The organism is Sphingomonas epibiotica (genome assembly GCF_039615155.1).
In the GTDB taxonomy this organism is placed as follows: domain Bacteria; phylum Pseudomonadota; class Alphaproteobacteria; order Sphingomonadales; family Sphingomonadaceae; genus Sphingomonas.
Map to the genome: position 1 here is coordinate 1 of NZ_JBDGHY010000012.1, position 23,052 is coordinate 23,052.

Sequence of the window (23,052 nt, forward strand, 5' to 3'; positions counted from 1 at the left end):
ACTCTCCCTGCTCCAAACCTACCGGTCGAAGCGCCAGCAAGCCGGCGATAGAGAGACCGGAACACATGGCACCAACCATCTCGGTCAGTACCAGGTCCCGGTTTAAAAAGAGCAACTCGCTAACCGCTTGAGCGGCACGATCCGAAGATCAGCGAGGCGACCGTCGGAAGAAGCGAAGAGCGCCTCGTCGTCCGGTGAAGCTGCTTATACGGACGGCGTCAGAAGGCGTCAACAACGATTCTCTACTTTTTTCGGTTCCCGGCGATTTTTCGATCCAGCGTGCCGTTCCAGGGCGTTTGCAAGCCTGTTGGCGCGCCCTTCCCCCTACCCGGCTCCCGCGTCATAAGGTTGATGATAGTATCTTGTGAAAGGTTCGCTTCGTTGACTGCTGTTCCCGCGCCGCCTTCGCCGGACCGCACTTGGACGCTTGATGCGATCCGGCGGCTGGAGGCCGACTTCTGCCGTTCGGCCGATACCCATCTGATCCGCGTCGAACTGCCCGCGACGCCGGGGATCACGCTCTACCTCAAGGACGAATCGGTCCATCCGTCGGGCAGCCTGAAGCACCGGCTCGCCCGATCCCTAATTCTCTATGGCCTGTGCAACGGGTGGATCGGGCCGGACACGATGCTGGTCGAGGCGACCAGCGGATCGACCGCGGTGTCCGAAGCCTATTTCGCGCGATTGATTGGACTGCGCTTCATCGCCGTGGTCCCGCGATCGATCGCTAGCGCCAAGATCGATGCGATCCGGTTCCAAGGCGGCGAGATCCACTTCGTCGACGACCCGCGCGAGGTCTATGCCGCGGCTCGCGGCTTGGCCGACGCCAGTGGCGGGCATTATCTCGACCAGTTCACCTATGCCGAGCGTGCGACCGACTGGCGCGGGAACAACAATATCGCCGAATCGATCTTTGCACAGATGGCCAAGGAGGACTCACCCGAGCCGAGCTGGATCGTCTGCGGCGCGGGCACCGGCGGTACGTCGGCGACGCTGGGTCGCTTCATCCGCTACGGGCGTCATGCCACGCGGCTATGCGTCGCCGATCCGGCGGCGTCGGTCTTTCACCGCTATTATGACGATCCCGCCATCCAGACCGTCGAAGGCGAATGTTCGTGTATCGAAGGGATCGGACGCCCGCAGGTCGAGCCGAGCTTCGTTCCCAGCGTCATCGACCGGATGATCGCCGTCGACGATGCCGACAGCATCGGGGCGATGCGGGCGATCAGTGCGCGGCTCGGGCGGCCGGTCGGCGGATCGACAGGGACCAATATCGTCGCCTGCGCTATGCTGATCGAGGAAATGGTCGCGGCGGGACAGCGGGGATCGGTGGTGACGATCCTGTGCGATTCGGGCCTGCGCTACGGCGATACCTATTATGACGATGGCTGGCTGGCGGCGCGCCGGATCGACTGGCGACCGGCGGCGGCGCGGTTCGAACGCTTTCTGCGGCAGTCCGCATGACTCCGCTCAGCATCACCGACCTGTTCACGATCGGTATCGGGCCGTCGAGCTCGCATACCGTCGGGCCGATGCGTGCGGCCCATGCCTTTGCGACGATGCTGGACGAAGATGGGATCGTGCCGGAACGGGTGCTGTGCGACCTGTACGGTTCGCTGTCGCTGACCGGTCGCGGCCATGCCACCGATATCGCGGTGTTGCTGGGGCTGGCCGGAGCGACTCCCGAAGGGATCGATCCGGATGCGGTCGCGGGCATGGTCGACATGATCCACGCGACCTGCTCGATCGATCTGGCCGGAACGCGACGGATCGCGTTCGATCCGGCACGCGACATCGTCTTTCATCCCGGTTTCCTGCCCGGCCATCCCAATGCGATGGCGTTCACGGCCGTGCTGGCGGACGGAAGCCGGATCGTGCGGCGCTATTATTCGGTGGGCGGCGGCGCGATCCGACCCGAAGGCGAGACGCCGCCACGCCTGAACCTGACGCTGCCGCATCCCTTTGCCAGCGGCGCGGAACTGCTGACGACCTGTGCCGATACCCGCCAGTCGATCGCGGAGATCGTCGCCGCCAACGAGAGCGCGTGGCGGCCGGAAGCGGAGACGCACGCGTTCCTCGACGCGGTGCGATCGGCGATGCTGGCCTCAATCGATCGCGGTTGTGCGGGGAGCGGCGAACTGCCCGGCGGGCTACGCGTCCAGCGCCGTGCGCGGGCGATCCGTGAGAAGCTGCTGGAGCGCGGCCCCCGCACCGACCCCAGCGTCGTGTTCGAATGGGTCAGCCTGTGGGCACTCGCCGTCAATGAGGAGAATGCGGCGGGAGGCCGCGTCGTCACCGCACCGACCAACGGCGCAGCGGGGGTGATACCGGCAGTGCTGAAATATTACGAGACCTTCGTCCATGGATCGACCCGCGCCGGTGCGCGGGCGCTGTTGATGACGGCGGCGGCGATCGGGTTTCTCTACAAGCAGAATGCGTCAATTTCGGCCGCCGAAATGGGGTGTCAGGGCGAGGTCGGCGTCGCTTGTTCGATGGCCGCCGCCGGCCTGGCCGCCGCACTCGGCGCGACACCGGGGCAGGTCGAGAATGCTGCCGAGATCGGCATGGAGCATAATCTGGGACTGACCTGCGATCCGATCGGCGGGCTGGTGCAGATCCCGTGTATCGAGCGCAACACGATGGGCGCGATCAAGGCGATCAACGCCGCCTATCTGGCGCTGCATGGCGATGGTCGCCACATCGTCAGTCTCGACCAGGTGATCGAAACGATGCGTCAAACCGGCGAGGATATGAAGAGCCAGTATAAGGAGACCAGCCAGGGTGGCCTGGCGGTCAATGTCGTCGAATGTTGAAGGATTTGCGCTTGCCCCAGCTTCCCGATTTCGCCGCGATCACCCCCGATTCGATCGCGCCCACGCTCGACACGCTGCTGGCGGAGCGCGAGGCGGTGGCCGAGCAGGCCAAGACCACCGAACCGAGCTTCACCGCGACGTGGTTGCCGGTCGAGGCGGCGGATGTCGCGCTCGACGATTTCTGGTCGACCGTGTGGCACCTGCATGCGGTTGCCGACACCCCCGAACTGCGCGAGGCGCATGCGGCGGGACAGGCGGTGCTGACCGCGCGCGGGATCGCGGCGCAACAGGACCGGGCGATGTTCGATACGCTGCGCACGCTGGCGATCGCACCCGAATTCGCCGAACTGGACGATGCCGATCGCGTCGCGGTCGAGCGGTCGATCCGCGACCGGACGCTGGCGGGCGTAGCGCTCGACGAGGCGGAGCGCGAACGGTTCAAAGCGGTCGCGACCGAATTGTCGGCGCTCCAGACCGAATTCGCCAGCGCGGTGCTGGATGCGACCGATGCGTGGACGCTGCACGTCACCGATCCGACGCGCCTGAACGGACTGTCGGAAGCCGACCGGGCGATGATGGCGGCGGCGGCGGAAGCGCGCGGACTGGATGGCTGGGTCGTGACGCTGCAACAGCCGAGCGTGATCGCGGTGCTAACCTTTGCCGAGGATCGCGATCTGCGGGCGGAGGTTTATCGCGCCTATGGCACGCGGGCGTCGGATCAGGGACCGGATGCCGGCAGGTTCGACAATGGCGCGCGGATCCGCCGCATCCTTGGGCTGCGCCAGGAGGCGGCGACGCTGCTGGGCTTCACCGATCCGGTCGCGCGGTCGCTGAGCACCAAGATGGCGCCCGACGTAGCTGAGGTGCTGGCGTTCCTGCGCGACCTTGCCAAACGGGCCAGGCCGCATGCCGAGGCGGAGATCGCCGAACTGCGCATCTTCGCCGCCGAGCATCTGGGGATCGACGACCTGCAGCCCTGGGATACCGGGTTCGTAAGCGACCGGCTGAAGCGGCATGCCCACGCCATCGACCAGGCGGCGGTGAAGCAATATTTCCCGGTCGATCGGGTGCTGAACGGATGGCAGCGGCTGTTGGGTCAGTTGTTCGGCATCGTCCTGACCGAGCGCAGCGACGTCGTGACCTATCATGCCGATGCGCATTATTACGATGTGGCGGACGATGAAGGCGTGTTCGCGGGACTTTATCTCGACCTGCATGCGCGTCCGGGCAAGAAGGGCGGCGCGTGGATGGCCCCTGCCCGGCCCTATCGTGCCGATCCGGCCGAGGGCATCCCGGTCGCGTACATGGTCTGCAACTTCGCCCCGACCGGGGGCGCGACGCCGCTGCTCAGCCATGACGACGTCACGACGCTGCTGCACGAGACCGGGCACTGCCTGCACCACCTGTTCACCCGCGTGCCGCGGCCGGACATTGCCGGTACGACCGGGTTCGAATGGGACGCGATCGAACTGCCCAGCCAGTTGATGGAGGATTTCGCATGGGAGCCGTCGGTGCTGTCGGCGATGTCGGGCCATGTCGAGACCGGCGAGCCGCTGCCCGACGACCTGTTCGAACGGATGCTGGCGGCGCGGCGGTTCGGGTCGGGCATGTTCCTGTTGCGGCAGATCGAGTTCGCGATGTTCGACCTGTTGCTGCATCTGGGCACCGAGGGCGATGACCCGATGGCGGTGATCGAGGCGGTGCGCGACGAGGTGGCGGTGGCGCGACCACCGGAATGGCACCGTTTCCCTCACGCCTTCGCGCATATCTTCGCCGGGGGCTATGCGGCGGGATATTACAGCTATCTCTGGGCGGAATTGCTGGCGGCGGACGGGTTTGCCGCGTTTGCCGAGGCGGGGACGGTCGATCGGGCGACCGGGGATCGGCTGCGCGAGACGGTATTGTCACAGGGCGCGGTGCGGCCGGCGATCGAGTTGTTCCGGGCATTTCGCGGGCGCGATCCCGATCCGGCAGCGATGCTGGCGCGGCATGGGCTGGTTTGACCGGTCCAAAGTTCACGAAGTTCACACTTGCGCGCGTTTTCGTACTTGTCGGCTTTGGTTCGCGCGAAGGCGCTAAGGCACGAAGTCTAGGGTAGTTTTCGCGCAGAGACGCGAAGGCGCGGAGGGTTGCGAACCGTTCGCGATCGGAAGACGTTGTGCTCACTGACAGCTTGGCATGAGGCCGCTGGCGCGCGGGAGGTTACATCGAATGTACCTCCTCCGCGGCTCCGCGGCTCCGCGCGAAATCTATTTTCTTTGCGACTTCGCGCCTTCGCGTGAATGATATCGGCAGCGGTGATGAGAAAGAACGGTCGTCATCCTGCCGACCGGCGCCCATGTAGGACAGCATTTTCGGACACCGCCCGCTTCGCAGCGGCGATAGCGCGACCGAGGGCGGGGAGCGGAACGTCGGTCAGGGTGATGCGCAGCGTCCGGTTTCGGCCCGGTATGATTTCGGCTCGACCTTCGGGAAGGCCGACCGCGATCGGGCCGGCGGGCGTCCGATCGGGCCGGTGCGCAATGGTGACCGTGATCGGCGCGGCGGGATCGGCGGGCGGACCTTCGCGACGGAGCATGGAGGGGGCCCGGCCGAAGGCGGACTGGAAGGCTTCGTTGAAGCGGCGGACGCTGCCATAGCCCGCGGCGAAGGCGATATCGGTCAACGGCAGGCGGGTGTCGTGGACGAGATGCTTGGCGAGGTGGAGGCGGCGCGTCGCCTCGATCGCAAGCGGGGTCAGCCCGAGATGTTCGACGAACAGGCGGCGGAGATGACGGTCGGTCATGCCCAGCCGGTCGGCGAGCGCGGCCACGCTGCCCTCCGCCAGCGCGCCGTCGTCGATCAGGCGCAGCGCGCGGTGGATCGACGCGAGCGTGCCGGCCCAGGCTGGGCTGTCGGGGGCGGTTTCGGGCCGGCATCGCAGGCATGGTCGATAGCCCGCCGCCTGCGCCGCCGCCGCGTTGGCGTAGAAGGTGACACTGCCGCGGGTCGGGGTGCGCGCCGGGCAGACCGGACGGCAATAGATGCGCGTGGTGCGGACCGCGGTGAAGAACAGCCCGTCCTGTGCCGGGTCGCGGCGGAGGATCGCGGCATAGCATTGGTCGGGGTCGAGCATGGGTGCCAACCTATCGCCGATCCGCCGCGCAACTAGCGAAAAACGGACATGGACGTGGCGTGATGTCCGATTTCCGCTGGCAGTCGGTTGCGCGCGGCGTCAGGTTGCAGGGCATGATGACGCTGTATGAAGAACTGCTGCCCAGTCCGGTCGGGACGATCACCATCCTGACCGACGGCGACGGGGTATTGCGCGTGCTGGAGTTCGAGGATTTCGGCGCGCGGATGGAGCGGCTGCTGCGGCTGCATTACGGGCCGGGCGCGTGGCGGGTCGTGCCGGCGACGCGGACCAGCGACGCGATGCGGGCGATGACCGCCTATTTCGCGGGGGATGTGTCGGCGATCGACGGGCTGCCGACCGCGACCGGGGGGACCGCGTTTCAGCGGTCGGTGTGGCAGGCGCTGCGCAAGGTCGGCGCGGGACGGACGGTCGCCTATGTCGATATCGCCGCGGCGATCGAGCGGCCGAGCGCGGTGCGGGCAGTGGGGCTGGCCAATGGATCGAACCCGATCGCGATCGTCGTGCCGTGCCACCGGATCATCGGACGGTCGGGGGCGCTGACCGGCTATGGCGGCGGGCTGGAGCGCAAGCGGTGGCTGCTGGCGCATGAGGGGGTCGGGTTGGTTTAATTCGTTCACGCGAAGGCGCGAAGGACGCGAAGAGGAAAGAGTGCTTTTCGCGCAGAGGCGCGGAGGGATTGTACTTGGTGCAACGTCCCCCGCGTCAGCGGCTTCACGCCCTACTGCCAAGGGCGCTACGGTCTCCCGATCGAGAGCCGATCGCCCGCAATGCAACCCTCTGCGCCTCCGTGCCTCTGCGCGACAATCTACCTTCTTCTCTTCACGAGCTTCGCGCCTTCGCGTGAACCAATCTCCCCGATCAGACCAGGGCCGCCGCCAGATCCTCGCCCGGCGCCAGCGCCGCATAAGCCCGCTCGACCGCCGCGACGAACACCGCATCCTCGCCCAGATCGCCGAACACATCGCGCATCGCCAGCAATGCCGCCGGCTCCCCGGCTCGCGCCAGCAGCGCGTCGGCGCGGGGGTCGACCAGCTTTTCGCCGCTCATCTTGCGCAGTTCGAGGAAGCGGAACCAGGCCGCGATCGGCACCGCCAGCCGGTCGACCGGACGCCCCGCCGCACGCGCGTCGCGGATGGTGTCGCACAGGCGGTAGGGCAGTTTCTGCGAACCGTCCCATGCGATCTGCGCCAGCTGGTGCGCGATCGCCGGATTGGCGAAGCGCGCCAGCACCGCATCGATATAGGCCGACAGGTCCATTTCGGCGGGCGGCTGGATCGAGGGCGCGATATCCTGCCGCATCAGCCGCTCGGCAAAGGCGGCGAGCGGCTGGCACGCCATCGCGTCGCGCACGGTGGCGAGGCCCATCAGCAGCCCGACATAGGCGAGCGTCGAATGCGTGCCATTCAAAAGCCGCAGCTTGGCGTTTTCGAAGCCGCGCACGTCGCGGGTGAACTGGACGCCGGCGGCATCGAGCGGCGGACGCTCACCGGCAAAATCATCCTCGACGACCCATTGCGCGAAGCGCTCGCGCTGGATCGGCCACGCGTCGTCGACGCCGATCGCAGCGCGCACCGACTGGCGCAATGCGTCGTCGGTCGCGGGCGTGATCGAATCGACCATGGTCGAGGGGAAACGGACGTTATCGTCGATCCATTTGGCGAGGTCGGGATCGCGCGCGGCAGCAAGGTCGCGGACCGAGCGGCGGAAGCGGTGGCCATTATCCGCCAGATTGTCGCACGACAGCAGCGTGATCGCGCCACCGCCCGCCGCCCGGCGTGCGGCGAGGCCGGCGACCAGCCAGCCCGACAGCGTCGACGGTTCGGCCCCGGTCAGTTCGCGGACGATCGCCGGATGGTCCATGTCGAGCGCACCGCTGCTGTCGAGGTGATAGCCCTTTTCGGTAACGGTGGTGGTGACCAGCCGGGTGGTCGGCGCGGCGATGCGCGACAGGATCGCGTCGCGGCGCTGCGCGGTCAGCAATTCGGTGATCGAACCGATCACGCGGTAGCGCGTCTCACGATCGAGCAGCGCCAGCGTGTACAGCCCGTCCTGCGGCCGCAGCGCATCGGCGACCCCGGTCGAATTGAGGGCAACCGCACTGATCGCCCAGCGTGGGTCGTGGCCTAGAATACTGTCGACATAGGCGGCTTGATGCGCGCGGTGGAACGCGCCGGGGCCGATATGGACGATGCCGGGGGTCAGCGTCGTGCGGTCGTAGTCGGGGCGTGCGACCGTGGCGGGCAGGTCGGCAAGGGTGGCGTTGGAGAGGATCACAGCTTGTACGCCTTCTTGACGAGGCCATAGGTCAGGTCGTGCGCGACGTCGTGCGCCTCGGCTTCGTCCAGCCGGTGTTCGGCAACCAACCGGGCGAGGAAGGCGCAGTCGACGCGGCGGGCGACATCGTGGCGGGCCGGGATCGACAGGAAGGCGCGGGTGTCGTCGTTGAAGCCGACGGTGTTGTAGAAGCCCGCCGTCTCGGTCGTCATCTCGCGGAACCGGCGCATCCCTTCCGGCGAATCGTGGAACCACCATGCGGGGCCGAGCTTCAGGCACGGATAATGGCCCGCCAGCGGCGCCAGTTCGCGGGCATAGGTCGATTCGTCGAGCGTGAAGAGGATGATCGCCAGTTCGGTCGAGGTGCCGACCACGTCGAGCATCGGTTTGAGCGCGGCGACATAATCGGTGCGGGTCGGGATGTCGGCGCCCTTGTCGCGGCCGAACGCTTCGAACAGGCCGCGATTATGGTTGCGGAACGATCCGGGGTGGATCTGCATCACCAGCCCGTCGTCGATCGACATGCGCGCCATTTCGGTCAGCATCTGCGCGCGGAACAGCTCGGCGTCGCTGGCGTCGGCGGTGCCGGCGATGACCTTGGCGAACAGCGCTTCGGATTTCGACGCCGAGAGGTTGGCGGTGCGGGCGGTCGGGTGGCCGTGATCGCTCGACGTCGCGCCAGCGGCGATGAAGTCCTGCCGGCGTTTACGGTGGGCGTTCAGATAGCCGGTCCAGCTTGCCACGTCCTCGCCGGTCAGTTCGGCGAATTTGGCGAGGGCCGGGCGGAAGGCTTCGTGTTCGCAGTCGATCACCGCGTCGGGGCGATAGGCGGTGACGACGCGCCCGCTCCAGCCGCTGGCGCGGATCGCGCGGTGATGGTCGAGCGGATCGTCGGCTCCCTCCGTCGTCGCGATCAGTTCGATACCGAAACGTTCGAACAGCGCGCGCGGGCGATAGGCGTCGGTCGCGAGCAGTTCGCCGATCCGGTCGTAATAGGTGTCGGCATTAGCGGCGGTCAGCGCTTCGTCGAACCCGAACACCGCGCCGAACACATGATCGAGCCACAGCCGCGACGGCGTGCCGCGGAACAGATGCTGGTTGGCGGCGAACACCCCCCACGCCTTGCGCGGATCGGCGACGATCGTCCCGTCGCGGCGCGGCACGGCAAGGTCGTCGAGCGCGATGCCCTGGCTGTACAGCATGCGGAAGATATAGTGGTCGGGCGACAGCAGCAACTCGGTCGCGTTGGTCCAGGGGCGGTTGGTCGCGAACCACGCCGGGTCGGTATGGCCATGCGGGCTGACGATCGGCAGGTCGCGAACGGCGGCATACAGGTCGCGGGCGATGCCGCGCGTCGTCGGATCGGCCGGAAACAGGCGATCGGGGTTCAGCAGCAAGGCGGGCATCGGCATCTCCTTTCCCGCCCCTTGGTGGATTGTGCCAGCGGTGGCAATGCCCTATTTCCTGCCAATGCTCGATGTTTCCCCCGCCCGTGCCGTGCGCGTCGATCGTGACGACGATGTTGCCCTGCTGCTCGATCCCGTCGCGGCGGGGGGGGTGGTCGCGGTCGATGATGACCGGGTCGTGGCGCGCGCCGACATTCCAGTCGGGCACAAGATCGCGGTGCGCCCGGTCGCGGCGGGAGCGCCGGTACGACGCTATCGCAGTCCGATCGGCATTGCGCGCTCGGCCATTGCGGCGGGCGAGCATGTCCATGTCCATAATGTCGCGACGGCATTGGCCGGTGAGGACGAGTATCGCTACGTCCCGGCCATGCCGCCCGCCCCGCCGGTACGCAGCGAGCCGGGCTTTGTCGGCTATGTCCGCGCCGATGGCAGCGTGGGTACGCGCAACGAAATCTGGGTGCTGCCGACGGTCGGCTGCGTCGGACGGCTGGGCGAGCGGATCGCGATGCAGGCGGGGCCGCGCCATGCCGGGCGGATCGACGGCGTCCATGCGTTCAACCATCCGTTCGGCTGTTCGCAGCTGGGCGACGATCTGAACCGGACCGGGGCGATCCTGGCGGCGCTGGCGTGCAATCCCAATGCTGGGGGCGTGGTGCTGCTGGGCCTCGGGTGCGAGTCGAACCAGCTCGATGCGATGCTGACGCGCCTGCCTGCCGACGTACTGGCGCGGGTGCGGACGGTGCGAGCGCAGGCGAGTGCCGACGAATTTGCCGAGGCGATGGCGGCGGTCGACGAACTGGCCGAAGCGGCGGCAGCGAAGCGGCAGACGGTGCCGCTGTCGGCACTGCGGCTGGGGGTGAAGTGCGGCGGGTCGGATTCAATGTCGGGGCTGACCGCCAATCCGCTGATCGGGCGGATGACCGACCGGGTCGCGGCGGTGGGCGGCACGGTGCTGATGACCGAAATCCCCGAAATCTTCGGCGCGGAACGGATGCTGATGGCGCGCTGTGCCGACGAAGCCGTCTTTGACCGGCTGGTCGAGGTGACCAACCGCTTCAAACGCTATTTCCTCGACCATGGCGAGCCGGTGTCGGAAAATCCGAGCCCCGGCAATATCGCGGGCGGCATCACCACGCTGGAGGAGAAATCGCTGGGCGCGGTGCAGAAGGGCGGGCTCGCTCCGGTCAGCGACGTGCTCGATTATGGCGAACCGGTGCGCCGAGCCGGACTGTCGGTGGTCGACGGGCCGGGCAACGATGCGGTATCGACGACCGCGCTGGCAGCGGCGGGGGCGACGATCACGCTGTTTTCGACCGGGCGCGGCACGCCGCTCGGGTCCCCCGTGCCGACGATGAAGATCGCGACCAATCGCGATCTGGCGACGCGCAAGGCGGGCTGGATCGATTTCGATGCGAGTAGGGTGCTGGACGACGGGCAGGACGCGGCGGCGGATGCGCTGCTTGCAAGGATCGTCGCGGTGGCGTCGGGGGAGCCGGCGCGCAACGAGGTGAACGAGGAACGCGCGATCGGGATCTGGAAATCGGGGGTTACGCTGTAGGCTTGCGAGTTCAGCATTGCTGTCTCACTATCGGACCATGCCGCGCGCACCCCTGTCTTTGTTCGCGCTCCTGATGCTGTTGGGCTGCAACCCGCCGACGCCGCAAATTTCCGATGCCGACATGAACTACTACGATGCCGGATTGCCGGGCATGACCGAGGAATGCCGCAACAAGCTGCAATTTGGTGGCATCGCCGTGCTGCCCGAGGATACTGACGACTGTTACAAGATGTCGTTGCCCCAACGCTGGCAAGGATTGTGGCGCAATGCGTTCGAAAGCCACGCTTTCTGTGAAACACCAGCGACGCGATGTAGGATCGAACCAGAAGCCGATCCACAACCAGCATATACGTGGATCGAGTTCAAAAGCCCCCTCGATCCGCGCATAAAACAAGCCGAAGGTTTATACCGGATTGATTTCATCGGTCGCCGAACCGTCGTTCCCGGCAACTACGGTCATTTGGGCTTGGCACGACACGCTATCGTCGTGGATCGGCTGTTGTTCATCGACAGGCAGGACCGACCGGCGCCGCACGCGAGACCGATGGCAGGTGACCAAATTGTCAACAGAATGAAGTAAGCCCCTCGCGGTACCGCTTCGCCTTTTCGACATAGACCGCTGCCGACAGTTTGAGCCCGGCAAGCTGCTCGTCGGTCAGCGTCTTCACTGCCCGTGCGGGTGCCCCGACGATCAGGCTCCGCGGCGGAAAGCGCTTTCCCTCGGTCACCAGCGCACCCGCGCCGACCACGCAATCCTCGGCGATGACCGCGTGGTTGAGCACGGTCGCGCCCATGCCGATCAGCACGCGGTCGCCGATGGTGCAGCCGTGCAGCACCGCGCGGTGGCCGATCGTGCAGTCCTGCCCCAGCGTCAGCGGTGCGCCGGGGTCGCTGTGGAGGACTGCGCCGTCCTGTACGTTGCTGCGGTTGCCGATCACGATCGCGCCATTGTCGGCGCGCACCACCGCGCCGAACCAGATGCTGGCCCCCGCCCCCAGCCGTACCGCGCCGATCACATCGGCGGACGGCGCGACCCAGCTGTCGGTGGCAAGGTCGGGAACGGCATCGGTGAGGGCGTAGCAGGGCATGGCGCCGACGCTATCACCCCGCAACGGCCGGGGCGAGCTTTGCGCGCAGCAGCTTGTCGAAGCGATCAAGCGGACAGCGGATGCCACAGCCGGGGATGGCGAGCGGCGTTTCGACCACCCTCGCCGCGCCCGAGCGGATCGCGTCCAGCGGCTGCACGCGATAGGAAACCGTGACGTACGGCCCCTTGCTTCCCCGCCAGCGCTTGAGAACGAGCGCACCGCCGGGGGCGACGTCGTTCCGTGCAAAGCCCGGCGCGTCGAGATCGACGCCGAGCGCCGCGCCGAGCGCAGTGACGTTGGTGTCATGCCCGACGAGCATTTCGAGACGCGGTGCCTGCGCGGCGGTCAGCGTCGCCAGCATGTGGTGTCCGATCGGTCCCGCCTGATGCGCGGCCATATAGGGCGAGCGGGTGAAGACGTCGAACAGCGCGGCGTGGAGCGTGCCGATCCGGCGGATCGTCGTCGCATCGGCGCGGCCGAACCCGACCTGCGCCATCGGCATCCCCTCGGCATATTGCAGCAGGATCACCTGCGCGGTGCCCGAGGTCGATCGGATCGGGCCGGTGAAGTCGATGCCGCGTCCGTCGCGGCTGGGTTTCAAGGTCGCGGGTCCGGGGGTCGAGCAACCCGCGGGTAAACCGCAGCCGAGCACGCGGTCGAGTTCGCGGATCGCATCGGCATGGCGCACGGTCAGCGCATCGACGCCGCCGGTATAGGCGGTGATCGCCGCCACCGCCCTGTCCGCATCGAAAGCGGTCGCACCGGCGCGGAGCGGTTCGAACAGCGGGTCGACCTTCCCATCGGCGTTGTGGCCGACGGGCAGGTCGCATCCGGGAGCGAGCGCATCGGCATATACGCGACCGGTGGCGACGGTGCGTTCGGCGGTGTTGGTCCAGACGCGGACGCTGCCGCGCACCGGACAGGCCTTGCCGGTCAGCCAGCGGCGGTCGTGGCGGGCGAGTTGCGCGATCGCCTTCGCACCGTGCGCCGTGAGGACTTCGGGGGCGACCGGCCATGCGGGCCATGCCCCGTCGACCTTGGTATCGGCGGGCGCCTCGCCCGTAATCGGGGCGCGGACGCCGTGGCGCATCAGCATGACGACGCGGTCGAGCGTGTCGCGGGCGGCGGCCGGATGTGGCGCGAGGCTCAGCGCCGCGGTGAGGAAGAGGATCGGGCGCATGGTTTGTCCTTCTGTCGCGTAAACCGCGTCACCCCGGCACATGCCGGGATCCACCGCGCCGCAAAGCCAGCGGTATCGGAGCCTGCGGAACCATGGACCCCGGCCCGTGCCGGGATGACGAAAGGAAAAGCGGGGTGGCAAGCGGCGCCCACCACCCCACCCGCTCACATCTTCATCGTCAGGCTGAACTGGAACACCCGCCCGGTCTTCAGATAGCCGCCGTTGCGGTCGTTCGAGATGTACGTCTCGCCCTTCCCCACCGTCGCCCAATAGGTATGCTGGTCGAGCAGGTTGCGCGCCGATACGCCGATTTCGAGATTGTCGGTGACTTCATAGGCCGCGCCGAAGTTGAGTTCACCGACCGGCTGGACATAGATGTCGGGCTGGCTGTCCTGCACCGCCGCGAGGATGCGGCCGGTATAATTGTACCACAGGTTCGTCCGGAACCCGCCGCCGGCATAGAACACCTCGGCATTGTAGATCAGGTCCGGTGCCTGCGGCAGCGCGCTTGTACGGGTAGTGCGCACGCCGTTCAGCGGGATGACATAGCTCGCCTCGGTCTGCTGATAGGTGATGTTCCCACCGACGCCGAAATTGCCGAGGAAGCTGCTGTCGACCATGTCGCCGACGGTGAAGCGGCCCGATGCCTCGACGCCCTTCGCCTTGCCGCCGCCACCGTTGATCGGGCGGGTATAGACGATGCCGTCGATCGTCTCGCCCGCCGTCCGCGTCGCGGTGGTCACGACAAAGTTCGACAGGTCTTTGTAATAGGCGGCAAGCTGGAAATAGCGGCCGACCCCGGCATAGAAATCGACGCCTGCATCGTAGCTCCATGCCTGTACCGGCTTCAGGTCGGGATTGGGCTGGCTGATCGCGATGATCGCGTTGTTCCGACCGGGATCGCGGGTGATGCGGGTCGGGCCGGCGATCAGGTCGAACGACGGGCGGGCATAGCTCGACCGGGCGGCGGCACGCACGGTGATGCGGTCGCTGGGCTTCCACGCGGCGAGGACGCTTGGGTCGAGATGGTCGTAATCGCGTCCGGCGTTGACGAAGCGCGCGCCATCGGCATCGTTCAGAAAGTAACGCGCGTTGAAGCCGTTATCCTCATAGCGGATGCCGGGCATCACTTCGAGCGTGCCGAGCTTGAGCGTCGCGGTACCGTAGAGCGCCTTGCGCCGTTCATGCCCGTCGAGCAGCCCCTGGTTCAGCGTATTCTGCGCGATGACCATCGGATCGACATAGCCGCGGACCTGCGCGTCGAGCTGGGCGCGCGACAGCACCTTGATCGGGCGGGCGGGATAGTAATCGAGGAAGTCCTTGAGGACATAGCCGAGATACTGGTTGATCGACGGCCCCTGCACCGTGCCGTTCTGCAGCGGAGTCAGGAAGCGGTAACGGGTATTGTCGGGCGCAAGGCTGCGACCGGTGCGGTCGGCATCCTCATACAGCCCGCCGATCTCGACCGCCGACAGCAAGGCCTCGCCGCTCCAGCCGATGCTGCCCTTCAGCGTCTTCTTGGTCTCTGTCAGATAGTCATAGCCGCGCTGAACATAGAGTTGGGTCGGGCGGTCAAGCGAGGAGACGTAGCTGGTCGCGCCGGCCGACAGCACCGGTCGCGGCGATTTCGGATTGGACAGGTCGACGACGACACCTTCGGTGGCAGCCCCGGTGTTGGTGGCAGTACCGTTATAGGCGATGCCGCGGAACGCCGCCTCGATCCGGGTCGGCTGGTCGAACCGGCCATCGGCATAGGCGCCTTCGAGCGCAGCGGTGAAGCCGTTCCAGTGCGCCTTCGCGCCGAGTTGTGCGGAGAAGAGTTCCTGTTCAATGTCCTCGGTCCGGAAATAACTTGCCGGATTCACACCCTGCGGGGTGTAGATGCCGGCGGCGTTATAGGCGCGGGTCGTGCTGCCGTTCGCCAGCGTGCGCAGTGGGTTGCCGCTCGACTGGCCGCTGGTCACCTCGTTGCGGAGACCCGTCTGGTTCATGGTGTTGGTGTTGAGGTAGGTCGCGTAATTGACCCGCCCGAACAGATCGATCGCATCGCCGCGGAAATCGAACGATCCGGTCGCGCCGTAGCGTTTGATCTTGTTGTTGTAGAAATTCCACTGCACGCCATCGGCCGACAGCGCGTTCGCATTGGCGCGCGGGGTGCCGACGTCGAAATTGGTGGTCTTGTAGTCGTTCTGCACCGCGGTCGATTCCGCCGCGTTGCCGCGTTCCTCGTAATAGCCGGCCAGATACACGCCGAACTGGCGGTCGCTGCCGAAGCGGCGCGCGGCGTCGAGCCCGATCGCCCCGCCGAACGCTTCCTGTTCGCGGTCGAGCGCGAGGCCGGCGACCTGCCCCAGCACGCGGGCGCGGGTGAAGCCTTGCGCGAAGTCGAATGCGGTCGGCGTGCGCAGGTCGATGATGCCGGCGATGCTGTCGGCATCGCGCGCCGCGCCCGGCGTCTTGTCGACGACGATGCCGCCGATCGCGAAGGGCGAGAACAGGTTGAGCGAAATCGCGCGGCTGCTGCCCGCCGTCTGCGGCAGGCGCAGGCCGTCGAGGGTATAGGCGTTGTAGCCGGTGTCGAAGCCGCGGATCGTCGCGAACTGCGCCTCGCCGGTCGCGCTCTGGTTGCGGCCCTGATCGCGGCTGACCGAGACGCCGGGCAGCATCTTGGCAAGGTCGGCGATGCCCGTCTGCGAATGGATGGCGACGTCACCCGTCGTGACGATGTCGATCGTCGCGATCTCGGCCTGTTCCTCGTTCAGCGCGGTGCGCTGCCGCCGACCGTTGACGACGATGTCGTCGGTCAGCGACTCGCTGGCAGTCTGTTGGTCGGCGGCGGGCACGTCCTGCGCACGCGCGGAGGCGGGCAACAGCGCCACCATGGCAAGGGCGGTGACAGCGCTGGACAGGGCGAGCGCGGAGGCGCGCCGCCGGCGTGCCGGCAGCGTCGAGAAGAACGACATGGATTTCCCCTTTGGATCGGATGCGGGGTTCTTCCCCGTTCGGTGGCGCGCTTAGGCGGCGATTGCGTATAATTTGTTACAGATGGTCACGATGTTGAGGAATTCGGTAATGCAATGGCCATGAAACCCAAAGCTAATGATGAGATTATGTTGATATCGTCGCCAACTGGTTGCGATCGACGGTTTGCGCGATATGCTGCACGCCCATGATGAAGCGCCGCGACCGCCGCCAGGAAATCCTCGATCTGCTGCGCCAGGGCGAGGCGATGGGCATCCATGGGCTGGCAAGCATCCTGGCGGTGTCGGACGAAACCGTCCGGCGCGAATTGCGGCTGCTGGAGGCGGACGGGCTGATCGAGCGCATCCACGGCGGCGCGCGCCTCGCCAAATCGGTCGAGGAAGGGCCGTTCGAGGCACGGCTGCACCGCAACGCCGCCGCGAAACAGCGCATCGCCGCCGCCGTCGCGCAGGTGGTCGATGACGGCGAATCGCTCTATCTCGACGCCAGTTCGACCGCGTTCCACATCGCGCAGGCGCTGAAGGGCAAGCGCGATCTGACCGTGGTCACCAACGCGCTGGGCGTCGCTGCGGAACTGGGCGGGCGCAACGGCAATCGGCTGTATCTGGCGGGCGGCGAACTGGAAGATCGCTATCGCGCTTTCTTCGACGCGACGGCGCGGGCCTATCTGGCGCAGTTCCGGCCAAGCATGGCGATCGTGTCGACGGAGTCGGTCGACGTCCGATCCGGCTTCACCGACTATCATATCGGCGAGGGCGAGTTGTGCCGGCAGATGATCGGCCAGTCGCGGCGGGTAACGATGGCGGTCGACGCATCGAAATTCGACCGGGCGAGCGTCGTCGCGGTCGCTTCGTTCGCCGAGGTCGACAGGATCGTCAGCGACCGGGCATGCGATGCGGCCTATGCGGCGGTGACGACCGGGGTGGAGTGGATCGTGGCCTAGACCGGCAAAACCCGTTCGTCCTGAGTAGCCACTGAGCTTGTCGAAGGGGCGTATCGAAGGACCGCTGACCAGATACTTCGATACGGGTGTTCGACTTCGGTGCGAAGCACCGAAGCCTGTCCTGAGCGCCTGCCGCAGGCAGGCAGTCGAAGGGCTCAGCCTCTACTCAGCACGAACGGAGTGCGGCGCTTTGTCACCCCGTCCGGCGCACCATCCACACCGTGTCGCCGGCATCGTCGACGACGAAGATCGCACCATCGGCCCGCGTCTGGATGCTGACCGGGCGGCCATGGACGGTCCCCTTCTTTTCATCGGCCACGAAACCGGTCAGGAACGGCTGCGGATCGCCGGTCGGGCGGCCATTGGCGAAGGGGACGGCAAGCACGTCATAGCCGCTGAAGCTCGACCGGTTCCACGATCCGTGGCGCGCGACGAAGGCGGTGGGCGCCCCCTGCTTGGCGAAGCCGATGCCGAGCGCGGCGGCATGGGCGCCGACCGCGACGTCGGGCAGCAACGTAGTGCTCAGCAATTCACGCTTCTCGTTGGCATGGCGCGGGTCCTGCTTGCCATAATAGCTGTACGGCCAGCCATAGAAACCGCCCTCGCGCACGCCGACCAGATAGTCGGGCGAGATGTCGTCGCCGATCTCGTCGCGCTCGTTGACCGCGGTCCACAGGGTCGAGGTGCCGGGGACGAAATCCATGCCTACCGGATTGCGCAGGCCCGAGGCGTAGAGCCGCTCGCGCCCGGTCGACAGGTCGATAGCGAGGATCGCGGCGCGACGCTTTTCCTCGTCCATGCCATATTCGCCGACATTCGACGCCGACCCGACCGAGACATAGAGTGTGCGCCCGTCGGGGCTGGCCAGCAGATTGCGCGTCCAGTGATTATTGTACCCGCCCGCCGGCAGCGTGGCATGGATGCGCGGCGCGCCGGTGATGCTGGTCGCGCCCAGTTGATAGGGGAAGCTGACCACCGCATCGGTATTGGCGACATAGAGCCGCCCGCCGACATATTGCATCCCGAACGGCTGGTTCAGCCCTTCCCGCAGGACGAAGCGCTGTTCGGCCACACCGTCGCGATTGGCGTCGCGCAGCAACGTGATGCGGTTGGCGCTGAAGCCCGTGGTCTTCGACAGCGCCTGCCCGCGCGCGACCTCGGGATCGGCGTCGAGCTTGGGCAGCGTGCGCGCTTCCGACACCAGCACATCGCCATTGGGGAGCAGCAGCGCCTGCCGCGGATAGTCGAGGCCGCCGGCGAACTTGACGACCTGCCACCCGCGCGGGGCAGTGGGGGTGCGGCCTTCGGGCCAGCCGATCGTGACCGGATGGTTGACGACCGATTCGGTCGCATAGGGCGGATCGGTTTCCCTCAGGCCCGGAATGGCTTTCTGCGGCGCCTGCGCCATCGCTGCGTTCGACATCAACGCGAGCGCCACCGCGCCCCAATTGCGGACCTTCATCGCATTTCCCCATGCTGTCATCGCCGCGACAACCGCAGCGCGCCTGCATGGGGTCCGTCAGCAACGAAAAGATACGCGATCGGTACGGCAGGATTCCTCTCTGCTCTGCGCCGGGCGCGCGCAGCGGCGATGGGTTTCGAAGAACAATCTTTTGTCGCGGCCAAATATCACGCTGTTCGAGCGGGCGAAAAAGCTGCGGACCATCGCTGCTTCCCGTTTGTGGATTAATCGTGATTGCTTGTTCAATTGACTCTTTGGCCGAACCCGATCATGCGCGCCTTATACATCATGGGGGACGTATGGGCGGACACGGTAACGAGACCTCGCGTTCGGCGGAAAGCGTCATCGCGGCACAACGCGCATTGCTCCTGACCGAATTCGGCAAGCATGTCAGCCGGGGTCAGCCCTATGCGATCATCGACTTCCCCGATCACGGCAATGTCGGCGACAGTGCGATCTATCTCGGCGAATTGTCCGTCCTGCGCGAGCTGACCGGTCGCGATCCGAGCTATGTGGCGAGCCTTGCCCGCTTCGACGCCGATGCGCTGCGCCGCGCCGCCCCCACGGGACCGATCTTCCTGCATGGTGGCGGCAATTTCGGCGACGTATGGCCACGCCATCAGCAGTTCCGCGAAAAGATGGCCCGCATCTTCACCGACCGGCGGCTGGTACAGGCACCGCAATCGATCCAGTTTCAGGACGATGCCGCCATCCAGCAGTGCATCGACTCCTTCGGCGCGCATCCCGATTTCCACCTGATGGTGCGCGATCGCCACAGCGTGACCTTTGCACAGGAACGGCTCGGCCTTTCCCCGACGCTGGTTCCCGATGCGGCGTTCGGCATCGGCCTACTACCGCGCCCGGTCAGCCCGAGCCACGACGTCGTCATGCTGCTGCGCACCGACAAGGAAAAGGTGAACCTCGACGCCAGTACGCTTCAGAGCATCCCGAATGCGCGCGAAGCCGACTGGCGGGCGGAATCGCCCAAGTCACGGACGTGGCAGCGGCGCTTCGCCAATCTCCGCGCGATCGCGACCGGGGCGGTGACCAAGAGCAAGCGGCAGGTGTCGGTCTACAACTACCTTGCCAACCAGCGGTTCGATCGCGGCGCGCGCGTCCTGAGCGACGGTCGCAAGGTCATCACCGATCGGCTGCATGGGCACATCATGTGTACCCTGCTCGACATCCCGCACGTCTATCTCGACAACTCCTACGGCAAGATCGGCCGTTATGCTGATGCATGGACCAAGGAACTGCGCATCGCGCGCCAGGCAACGTCGGCACCGCAGGCCGTCGAGCTTCTGAACCAAGTCGGAAACTGAGGGCGCCATGACCGACCCCGAATTCAGTGTCATCATCTGCACGCTGAACCGTGCCACGCAATTGCCGCTGGCGCTCGACGCGCTTGGCATCGCGGTAGGGCGGGCGGAGCAGTCGGTCGAGGTCGTCTTGGTCAATAACGGGTCGACCGACGACACGCAGCAGGTGATGGAAGGCTGGGCCGCGCAGCAATCGGTGCCGGTGCGGATCGTGGCTGAGGAACGCCGCGGGCTTTCGTGCGCACGCAATGCCGGGCTGGCGGCGGCGCGCGGGCGGATCATCGTCATGACCGACGACGACTGCACGCTGGAACCCGATTATTTCGAACATGTCCGCGCCGCCTATGCCAAGGACCCGCGCGAGGTGATCCGCGGCGGCATGGTCGGCCTCGGCGATCCGCGCGACATCCCCTTCACCACCAAGCGCGCGCCCAATCCGGCCGAACTGGGGCCGACGGCGATGCCGAGCGGCTTCATCATCGGCGCGAACTTCACGATGCAGCGGTCGGTCGCCGAGCGGATCGGCAAGTTCGACGAACGCTTCGGCGCGGGCGCGGCGTTCATCGGTTCGGACGATACCGATTATCTGGTACGCGCGCAGGACCTCGGCATTCCGATCCTGTACGATCCGACCTTCCGAGTGGACCATTATCATGGCCGGCGCGGGCTGGACGCGGCGCGGAAAATGTATCGCGGCTATGGCTTCGGCAATGGCGCGCTATACGCCAAGCATCTGCGGCAGAAGCGGGTGCGCGGTTGGATGCTGATGAGCCTGCGCGCCGCGCTACGCGACGTGCTGGGCAGGTCGGAGCACGACCTGATCAAGAACCGCGACCTGTTGAAGCTGAAGCACCAGGTGCGCGGCTTCGCGGCCTATTTCCGGCACAAGGGCTAAGCCTTCAAATCCTCCCCGGCACGGGGAGGGGGACCGCCGCGTAGCGGTGGTGGAGGGGGAGCGCGGCAAACGCAGCCTCACCGCAAGCGGACAACCCCCTCCACCAGCTTCGCTGGTCCCCCTCCCCGTGCCGGGGAGGATTTTGCATCACTCCACCGTCACGCTCTTCGCCAGATTGCGCGGCTGATCGACGTCGGTCCCCTTGGCGACCGCGACATGGTACGCCAGCAACTGCACCGGTACCGCATAGACGATCGGCGCGATCAGCGGGTGGACCTTGGGCATGGTGATGGTGGCGATGCAGTTTTCGCCCGCCGCCTGGATGCCGTCATAGTCGGAGATCAGCACGACCTTGCCGCCACGCGCCTGCACTTCCTGCATGTTGCTGACGGTCTTGTCGAACAGCGGTCCCGACGGGGCGATGACGATCACCGGCACCGATTCGTCGATCAGCGCGATGGGGCCGTGCTTCATCTCGCCGGCGGCATAGCCCTCGGCATGGATATAGCTGATTTCCTTCAGCTTCAGCGCGCCTTCCAGCGCCAGCGGATAATCGGTGCCGCGCCCCAGATACAGCACGTCGCGCGCCGCCGCGATGACGCCGGCCATGGACTCGATCGATTCGTCATAGGCGAGCGCGCCGTTGATCGATGCGGGGGCCTCCGCCAGATGGCGGACGATGCTGCGTTCCTCGGCCTCGCTCAACCGCCCCTTGGCCTTGGCGAGATTGGCGGCAAGTGCCGCCAGCACCGCAAGCTGGCAGGTGAACGCCTTGGTCGAGGCGACGCCGATCTCCGGCCCGGCATGGGTCGGCAGCAGCAGATCGGCTTCGCGCGCCATGGTGCTGGTCGGCACGTTGACCACGACGGCGATGGTCTGCCCCTCGCTCTTGGCATGGCGGAGCGCGGCGAGCGTATCGGCGGTCTCGCCCGACTGGCTGATGAACAGGGCAAGGCCGCCCTCCTCCATCACCGGCGCGCGGTAGCGGAACTCGGACGCGACGTCCAAATCGACCGGCACGCGCGCGAATTGTTCGAACCAGTATTTTGCGACCATGCCGGCATAGAAGCTGGTGCCGCAGGCGACGATGGTGACGCGCTTGATCCCCGACAGGTCGAATTCGGGGATGGGCAGCGACACGCGCCCTTCGAAGCGCTGGAGATAACCGCGCAGCGTCTGGGCGACGACAATCGGCTGCTCGTAAATCTCCTTCTGCATGAAGTGGCGGTGATTGCCCTTGTCGATCAGCGCGCCGGTGACGCCTGACAGCGTGACCGGACGTTCGACCGGGTTGTTGTCGCGATCGAAGATTTCGGTGCCGCCCTGACGACAGACAACCCAGTCGCCTTCCTCCAGATAGGCGATACGCTGGGTCAGCGGCGCGAGCGCCAGCGCGTCGGAGCCGAGATAGACCTCGCCCTCGCCATAGCCGACGACCAGCGGCGAGCCGAGGCGCGCACCGATCAGCAGGTCGGGATGCTGGCGGAACAGGATGGCGAGCGCGAAGGCACCGTGCAGACGCGGCAGGATCGCCTTGACCGCATCCGCAGGCGACAGCCCCGCCTCGACCTGTTCGCTGACCAGATGGGCGACGACCTCGGTGTCGGTCTCGCTGGTGAAGACCCGGCCGCGCGCGGTCAGTTCGTCGCGCAACGGCTTGAAATTCTCGATGATGCCGTTGTGGACGACGGCGATCTCGTCGGTCGCATGCGGGTGCGCATTGTTGGTGGTCGGGCCGCCATGCGTGGCCCAGCGGGTATGGGCGATGCCGACATGGCCGGGCAGCGGATGGTCGGCCAGTTCGGCGGCGAGGTTCTTGAGCTTGCCCGACGCGCGGCGACGCTCGATCGCGCTACCCTCGACGGTGGCGATGCCCGCCGAGTCATAGCCGCGATATTCGAGGCGCTTGAGGCCATCGAGCAGCCGGTCGGCGACGCTGTCGGTGCCGATGATGCCAACAATTCCACACATGATCGTCTCTCCGGCGGGATGCCCG

At 66.5% G+C, this 23,052-nt stretch carries 18 protein-coding genes; 10 read left to right on the top strand and 8 right to left on the bottom strand.

All coding sequences use genetic code 11. The annotated features are described in order from the left end of the window. The first annotated feature begins 381 nt into the window (after positions 1–381). From AAIO73_RS18220 to AAIO73_RS18230, 3 genes are read left to right on the top strand one after another with little or no spacing between them, the layout of a single operon-like run. Positions 382–1,464 carry a PLP-dependent cysteine synthase family protein gene (locus AAIO73_RS18220; protein WP_345879979.1) on the top strand — a complete coding sequence of 361 codons (1,083 nt, stop codon included), beginning with the start codon at positions 382–384 and terminating at the stop codon, positions 1,462–1,464. Next, complete coding sequence (locus AAIO73_RS18225; RefSeq protein WP_345879981.1) at positions 1,461–2,813, top strand: L-serine ammonia-lyase; 1,353 nt, start codon at positions 1,461–1,463, stop codon at positions 2,811–2,813. Before AAIO73_RS18220 ends, AAIO73_RS18225 begins: the two co-directional genes overlap by 4 nt. Before the next feature lie 11 nt (positions 2,814–2,824). Further along, positions 2,825–4,816, top strand: a complete 1,992-nt coding sequence (locus AAIO73_RS18230; RefSeq protein ID WP_345879984.1) for a M3 family metallopeptidase — start codon at positions 2,825–2,827, stop codon at positions 4,814–4,816. A gap of 314 nt (positions 4,817–5,130) precedes the next feature. Here AAIO73_RS18230 and AAIO73_RS18235 read toward each other — a convergent pair whose 3' ends face one another. After that, complete coding sequence (locus AAIO73_RS18235) at positions 5,131–5,928, bottom strand: bifunctional transcriptional activator/DNA repair enzyme AdaA (protein WP_345879985.1); 798 nt, start codon at positions 5,926–5,928, stop codon at positions 5,131–5,133. A gap of 62 nt (positions 5,929–5,990) precedes the next feature. On the opposite strand from AAIO73_RS18235, the gene AAIO73_RS18240 reads away from it, so the two are divergent. After that, positions 5,991–6,557, top strand: coding sequence for a methylated-DNA--[protein]-cysteine S-methyltransferase (locus AAIO73_RS18240; RefSeq protein ID WP_345879987.1), 567 nt, complete (start codon positions 5,991–5,993; stop codon positions 6,555–6,557). Positions 6,558–6,807: 250 nt separating this feature from the next. Here AAIO73_RS18240 and AAIO73_RS18245 read toward each other — a convergent pair whose 3' ends face one another. Together AAIO73_RS18245 and uxaC are read right to left on the bottom strand one after the other, a co-directional pair. Then, complete coding sequence (locus tag AAIO73_RS18245; protein ID WP_345879989.1) at positions 6,808–8,223, bottom strand: mannitol dehydrogenase family protein; 1,416 nt, start codon at positions 8,221–8,223, stop codon at positions 6,808–6,810. Then, a complete protein-coding gene (uxaC, locus tag AAIO73_RS18250) occupies positions 8,220–9,629 on the bottom strand; it encodes a glucuronate isomerase (RefSeq protein ID WP_345879991.1) in 1,410 nt (469 codons plus the stop codon). Before uxaC ends, AAIO73_RS18245 begins: the two co-directional genes overlap by 4 nt. A 46-nt stretch (positions 9,630–9,675) precedes the next feature. On the opposite strand from uxaC, the gene AAIO73_RS18255 reads away from it, so the two are divergent. Both AAIO73_RS18255 and AAIO73_RS18260 read left to right on the top strand, forming a co-directional pair. Beyond that, positions 9,676–11,187 (top strand): UxaA family hydrolase, encoded by a 1,512-nt coding sequence (locus tag AAIO73_RS18255; protein WP_345880075.1) that lies wholly within the window; start codon positions 9,676–9,678, stop codon positions 11,185–11,187. Positions 11,188–11,224: 37 nt separating this feature from the next. Further along, positions 11,225–11,767: a hypothetical protein gene (locus tag AAIO73_RS18260; RefSeq protein ID WP_345879992.1), complete on the top strand. Its 543-nt coding sequence runs from the start codon at positions 11,225–11,227 to the stop codon at positions 11,765–11,767. Here AAIO73_RS18260 and AAIO73_RS18265 read toward each other — a convergent pair. From AAIO73_RS18265 to AAIO73_RS18275, 3 genes are all read right to left on the bottom strand, one after another. Next, positions 11,751–12,275: a gamma carbonic anhydrase family protein gene (locus tag AAIO73_RS18265; RefSeq protein WP_345879994.1), complete on the bottom strand. Its 525-nt coding sequence runs from the start codon at positions 12,273–12,275 to the stop codon at positions 11,751–11,753. The genes AAIO73_RS18260 and AAIO73_RS18265 overlap by 17 nt on opposite strands. Positions 12,276–12,288: 13 nt before the next feature. Next, positions 12,289–13,455, bottom strand: coding sequence for a histidine-type phosphatase (locus AAIO73_RS18270; RefSeq protein ID WP_345879996.1), 1,167 nt, complete (start codon positions 13,453–13,455; stop codon positions 12,289–12,291). A gap of 164 nt (positions 13,456–13,619) precedes the next feature. Next, entirely contained in the window at positions 13,620–16,418 is a 2,799-nt protein-coding gene (locus AAIO73_RS18275) for a TonB-dependent receptor (RefSeq protein ID WP_345879997.1), read from the bottom strand. A 206-nt stretch (positions 16,419–16,624) separates the two neighbouring features. Between AAIO73_RS18275 and AAIO73_RS18280 the strand changes: the two genes are divergently transcribed. Then, a complete protein-coding gene (locus AAIO73_RS18280; protein ID WP_345880000.1) occupies positions 16,625–17,380 on the top strand; it encodes a DeoR/GlpR family DNA-binding transcription regulator in 756 nt (251 codons plus the stop codon). Between the two features lie 193 nt (positions 17,381–17,573). Here AAIO73_RS18280 and AAIO73_RS18285 read toward each other — a convergent pair whose 3' ends face one another. Further along, on the bottom strand, positions 17,574–18,842 hold the full coding sequence (locus tag AAIO73_RS18285) for a PQQ-dependent sugar dehydrogenase (RefSeq protein WP_345880001.1): 1,269 nt from the start codon (positions 18,840–18,842) through the stop codon (positions 17,574–17,576). Between AAIO73_RS18285 and AAIO73_RS18290 the strand changes: the two genes are divergently transcribed. Genes AAIO73_RS18290 through AAIO73_RS18300 form a run of 3 tightly spaced genes read left to right on the top strand, consistent with a single transcriptional unit; the run spans position 18,829 to position 21,056 of the window. Continuing rightward, a complete protein-coding gene (locus AAIO73_RS18290; protein WP_345880004.1) occupies positions 18,829–19,092 on the top strand; it encodes a hypothetical protein in 264 nt (87 codons plus the stop codon). The two genes, AAIO73_RS18285 and AAIO73_RS18290, sit on opposite strands and share 14 nt — an antisense overlap. 49 nt (positions 19,093–19,141) lie before the next feature. Next, complete coding sequence (locus tag AAIO73_RS18295; protein WP_345880006.1) at positions 19,142–20,164, top strand: polysaccharide pyruvyl transferase family protein; 1,023 nt, start codon at positions 19,142–19,144, stop codon at positions 20,162–20,164. 7 nt (positions 20,165–20,171) lie between these two features. Then, a complete protein-coding gene (locus AAIO73_RS18300; protein WP_345880008.1) occupies positions 20,172–21,056 on the top strand; it encodes a glycosyltransferase family 2 protein in 885 nt (294 codons plus the stop codon). 147 nt (positions 21,057–21,203) lie between these two features. On the opposite strand, the gene glmS is transcribed toward AAIO73_RS18300, so the two are convergent. Next, the gene (glmS, locus tag AAIO73_RS18305) at positions 21,204–23,027 is read right to left on the bottom strand and encodes a glutamine--fructose-6-phosphate transaminase (isomerizing) (RefSeq protein ID WP_345880010.1); all 1,824 of its coding nucleotides are present in this window, start codon (positions 23,025–23,027) and stop codon (positions 21,204–21,206) included. Between the last annotated feature and the right edge of the window lie 25 nt (positions 23,028–23,052).

Excerpts from the sequence above, each read along its gene's own strand:
- AAIO73_RS18285 (WP_345880001.1), bottom strand. The coding sequence starts at position 18,842 with ATGAAGGTCCGCAATTGGGGCGCGGTGGCGCTCGCGTTGATGTCGAAC.
- AAIO73_RS18280 (WP_345880000.1), top strand. The coding sequence starts at position 16,625 with ATGATGAAGCGCCGCGACCGCCGCCAGGAAATCCTCGATCTGCTGCGC.
- AAIO73_RS18235 (WP_345879985.1), bottom strand. The coding sequence starts at position 5,928 with ATGCTCGACCCCGACCAATGCTATGCCGCGATCCTCCGCCGCGACCCG.
- AAIO73_RS18265 (WP_345879994.1), bottom strand. The coding sequence starts at position 12,275 with ATGCCCTGCTACGCCCTCACCGATGCCGTTCCCGACCTTGCCACCGAC.
- AAIO73_RS18275 (WP_345879997.1), bottom strand. The coding sequence starts at position 16,418 with ATGTCGTTCTTCTCGACGCTGCCGGCACGCCGGCGGCGCGCCTCCGCG.
- AAIO73_RS18255 (WP_345880075.1), top strand. The coding sequence starts at position 9,676 with ATGCCCTATTTCCTGCCAATGCTCGATGTTTCCCCCGCCCGTGCCGTG.
- AAIO73_RS18300 (WP_345880008.1), top strand. The coding sequence starts at position 20,172 with ATGACCGACCCCGAATTCAGTGTCATCATCTGCACGCTGAACCGTGCC.
- AAIO73_RS18270 (WP_345879996.1), bottom strand. The coding sequence starts at position 13,455 with ATGCGCCCGATCCTCTTCCTCACCGCGGCGCTGAGCCTCGCGCCACAT.
- AAIO73_RS18260 (WP_345879992.1), top strand. The coding sequence starts at position 11,225 with ATGCCGCGCGCACCCCTGTCTTTGTTCGCGCTCCTGATGCTGTTGGGC.
- AAIO73_RS18295 (WP_345880006.1), top strand. The coding sequence starts at position 19,142 with ATGGGCGGACACGGTAACGAGACCTCGCGTTCGGCGGAAAGCGTCATC.
- glmS (WP_345880010.1), bottom strand. The coding sequence starts at position 23,027 with ATGTGTGGAATTGTTGGCATCATCGGCACCGACAGCGTCGCCGACCGG.
- AAIO73_RS18225 (WP_345879981.1), top strand. The coding sequence starts at position 1,461 with ATGACTCCGCTCAGCATCACCGACCTGTTCACGATCGGTATCGGGCCG.
- uxaC (WP_345879991.1), bottom strand. The coding sequence starts at position 9,629 with ATGCCCGCCTTGCTGCTGAACCCCGATCGCCTGTTTCCGGCCGATCCG.
- AAIO73_RS18240 (WP_345879987.1), top strand. The coding sequence starts at position 5,991 with ATGTCCGATTTCCGCTGGCAGTCGGTTGCGCGCGGCGTCAGGTTGCAG.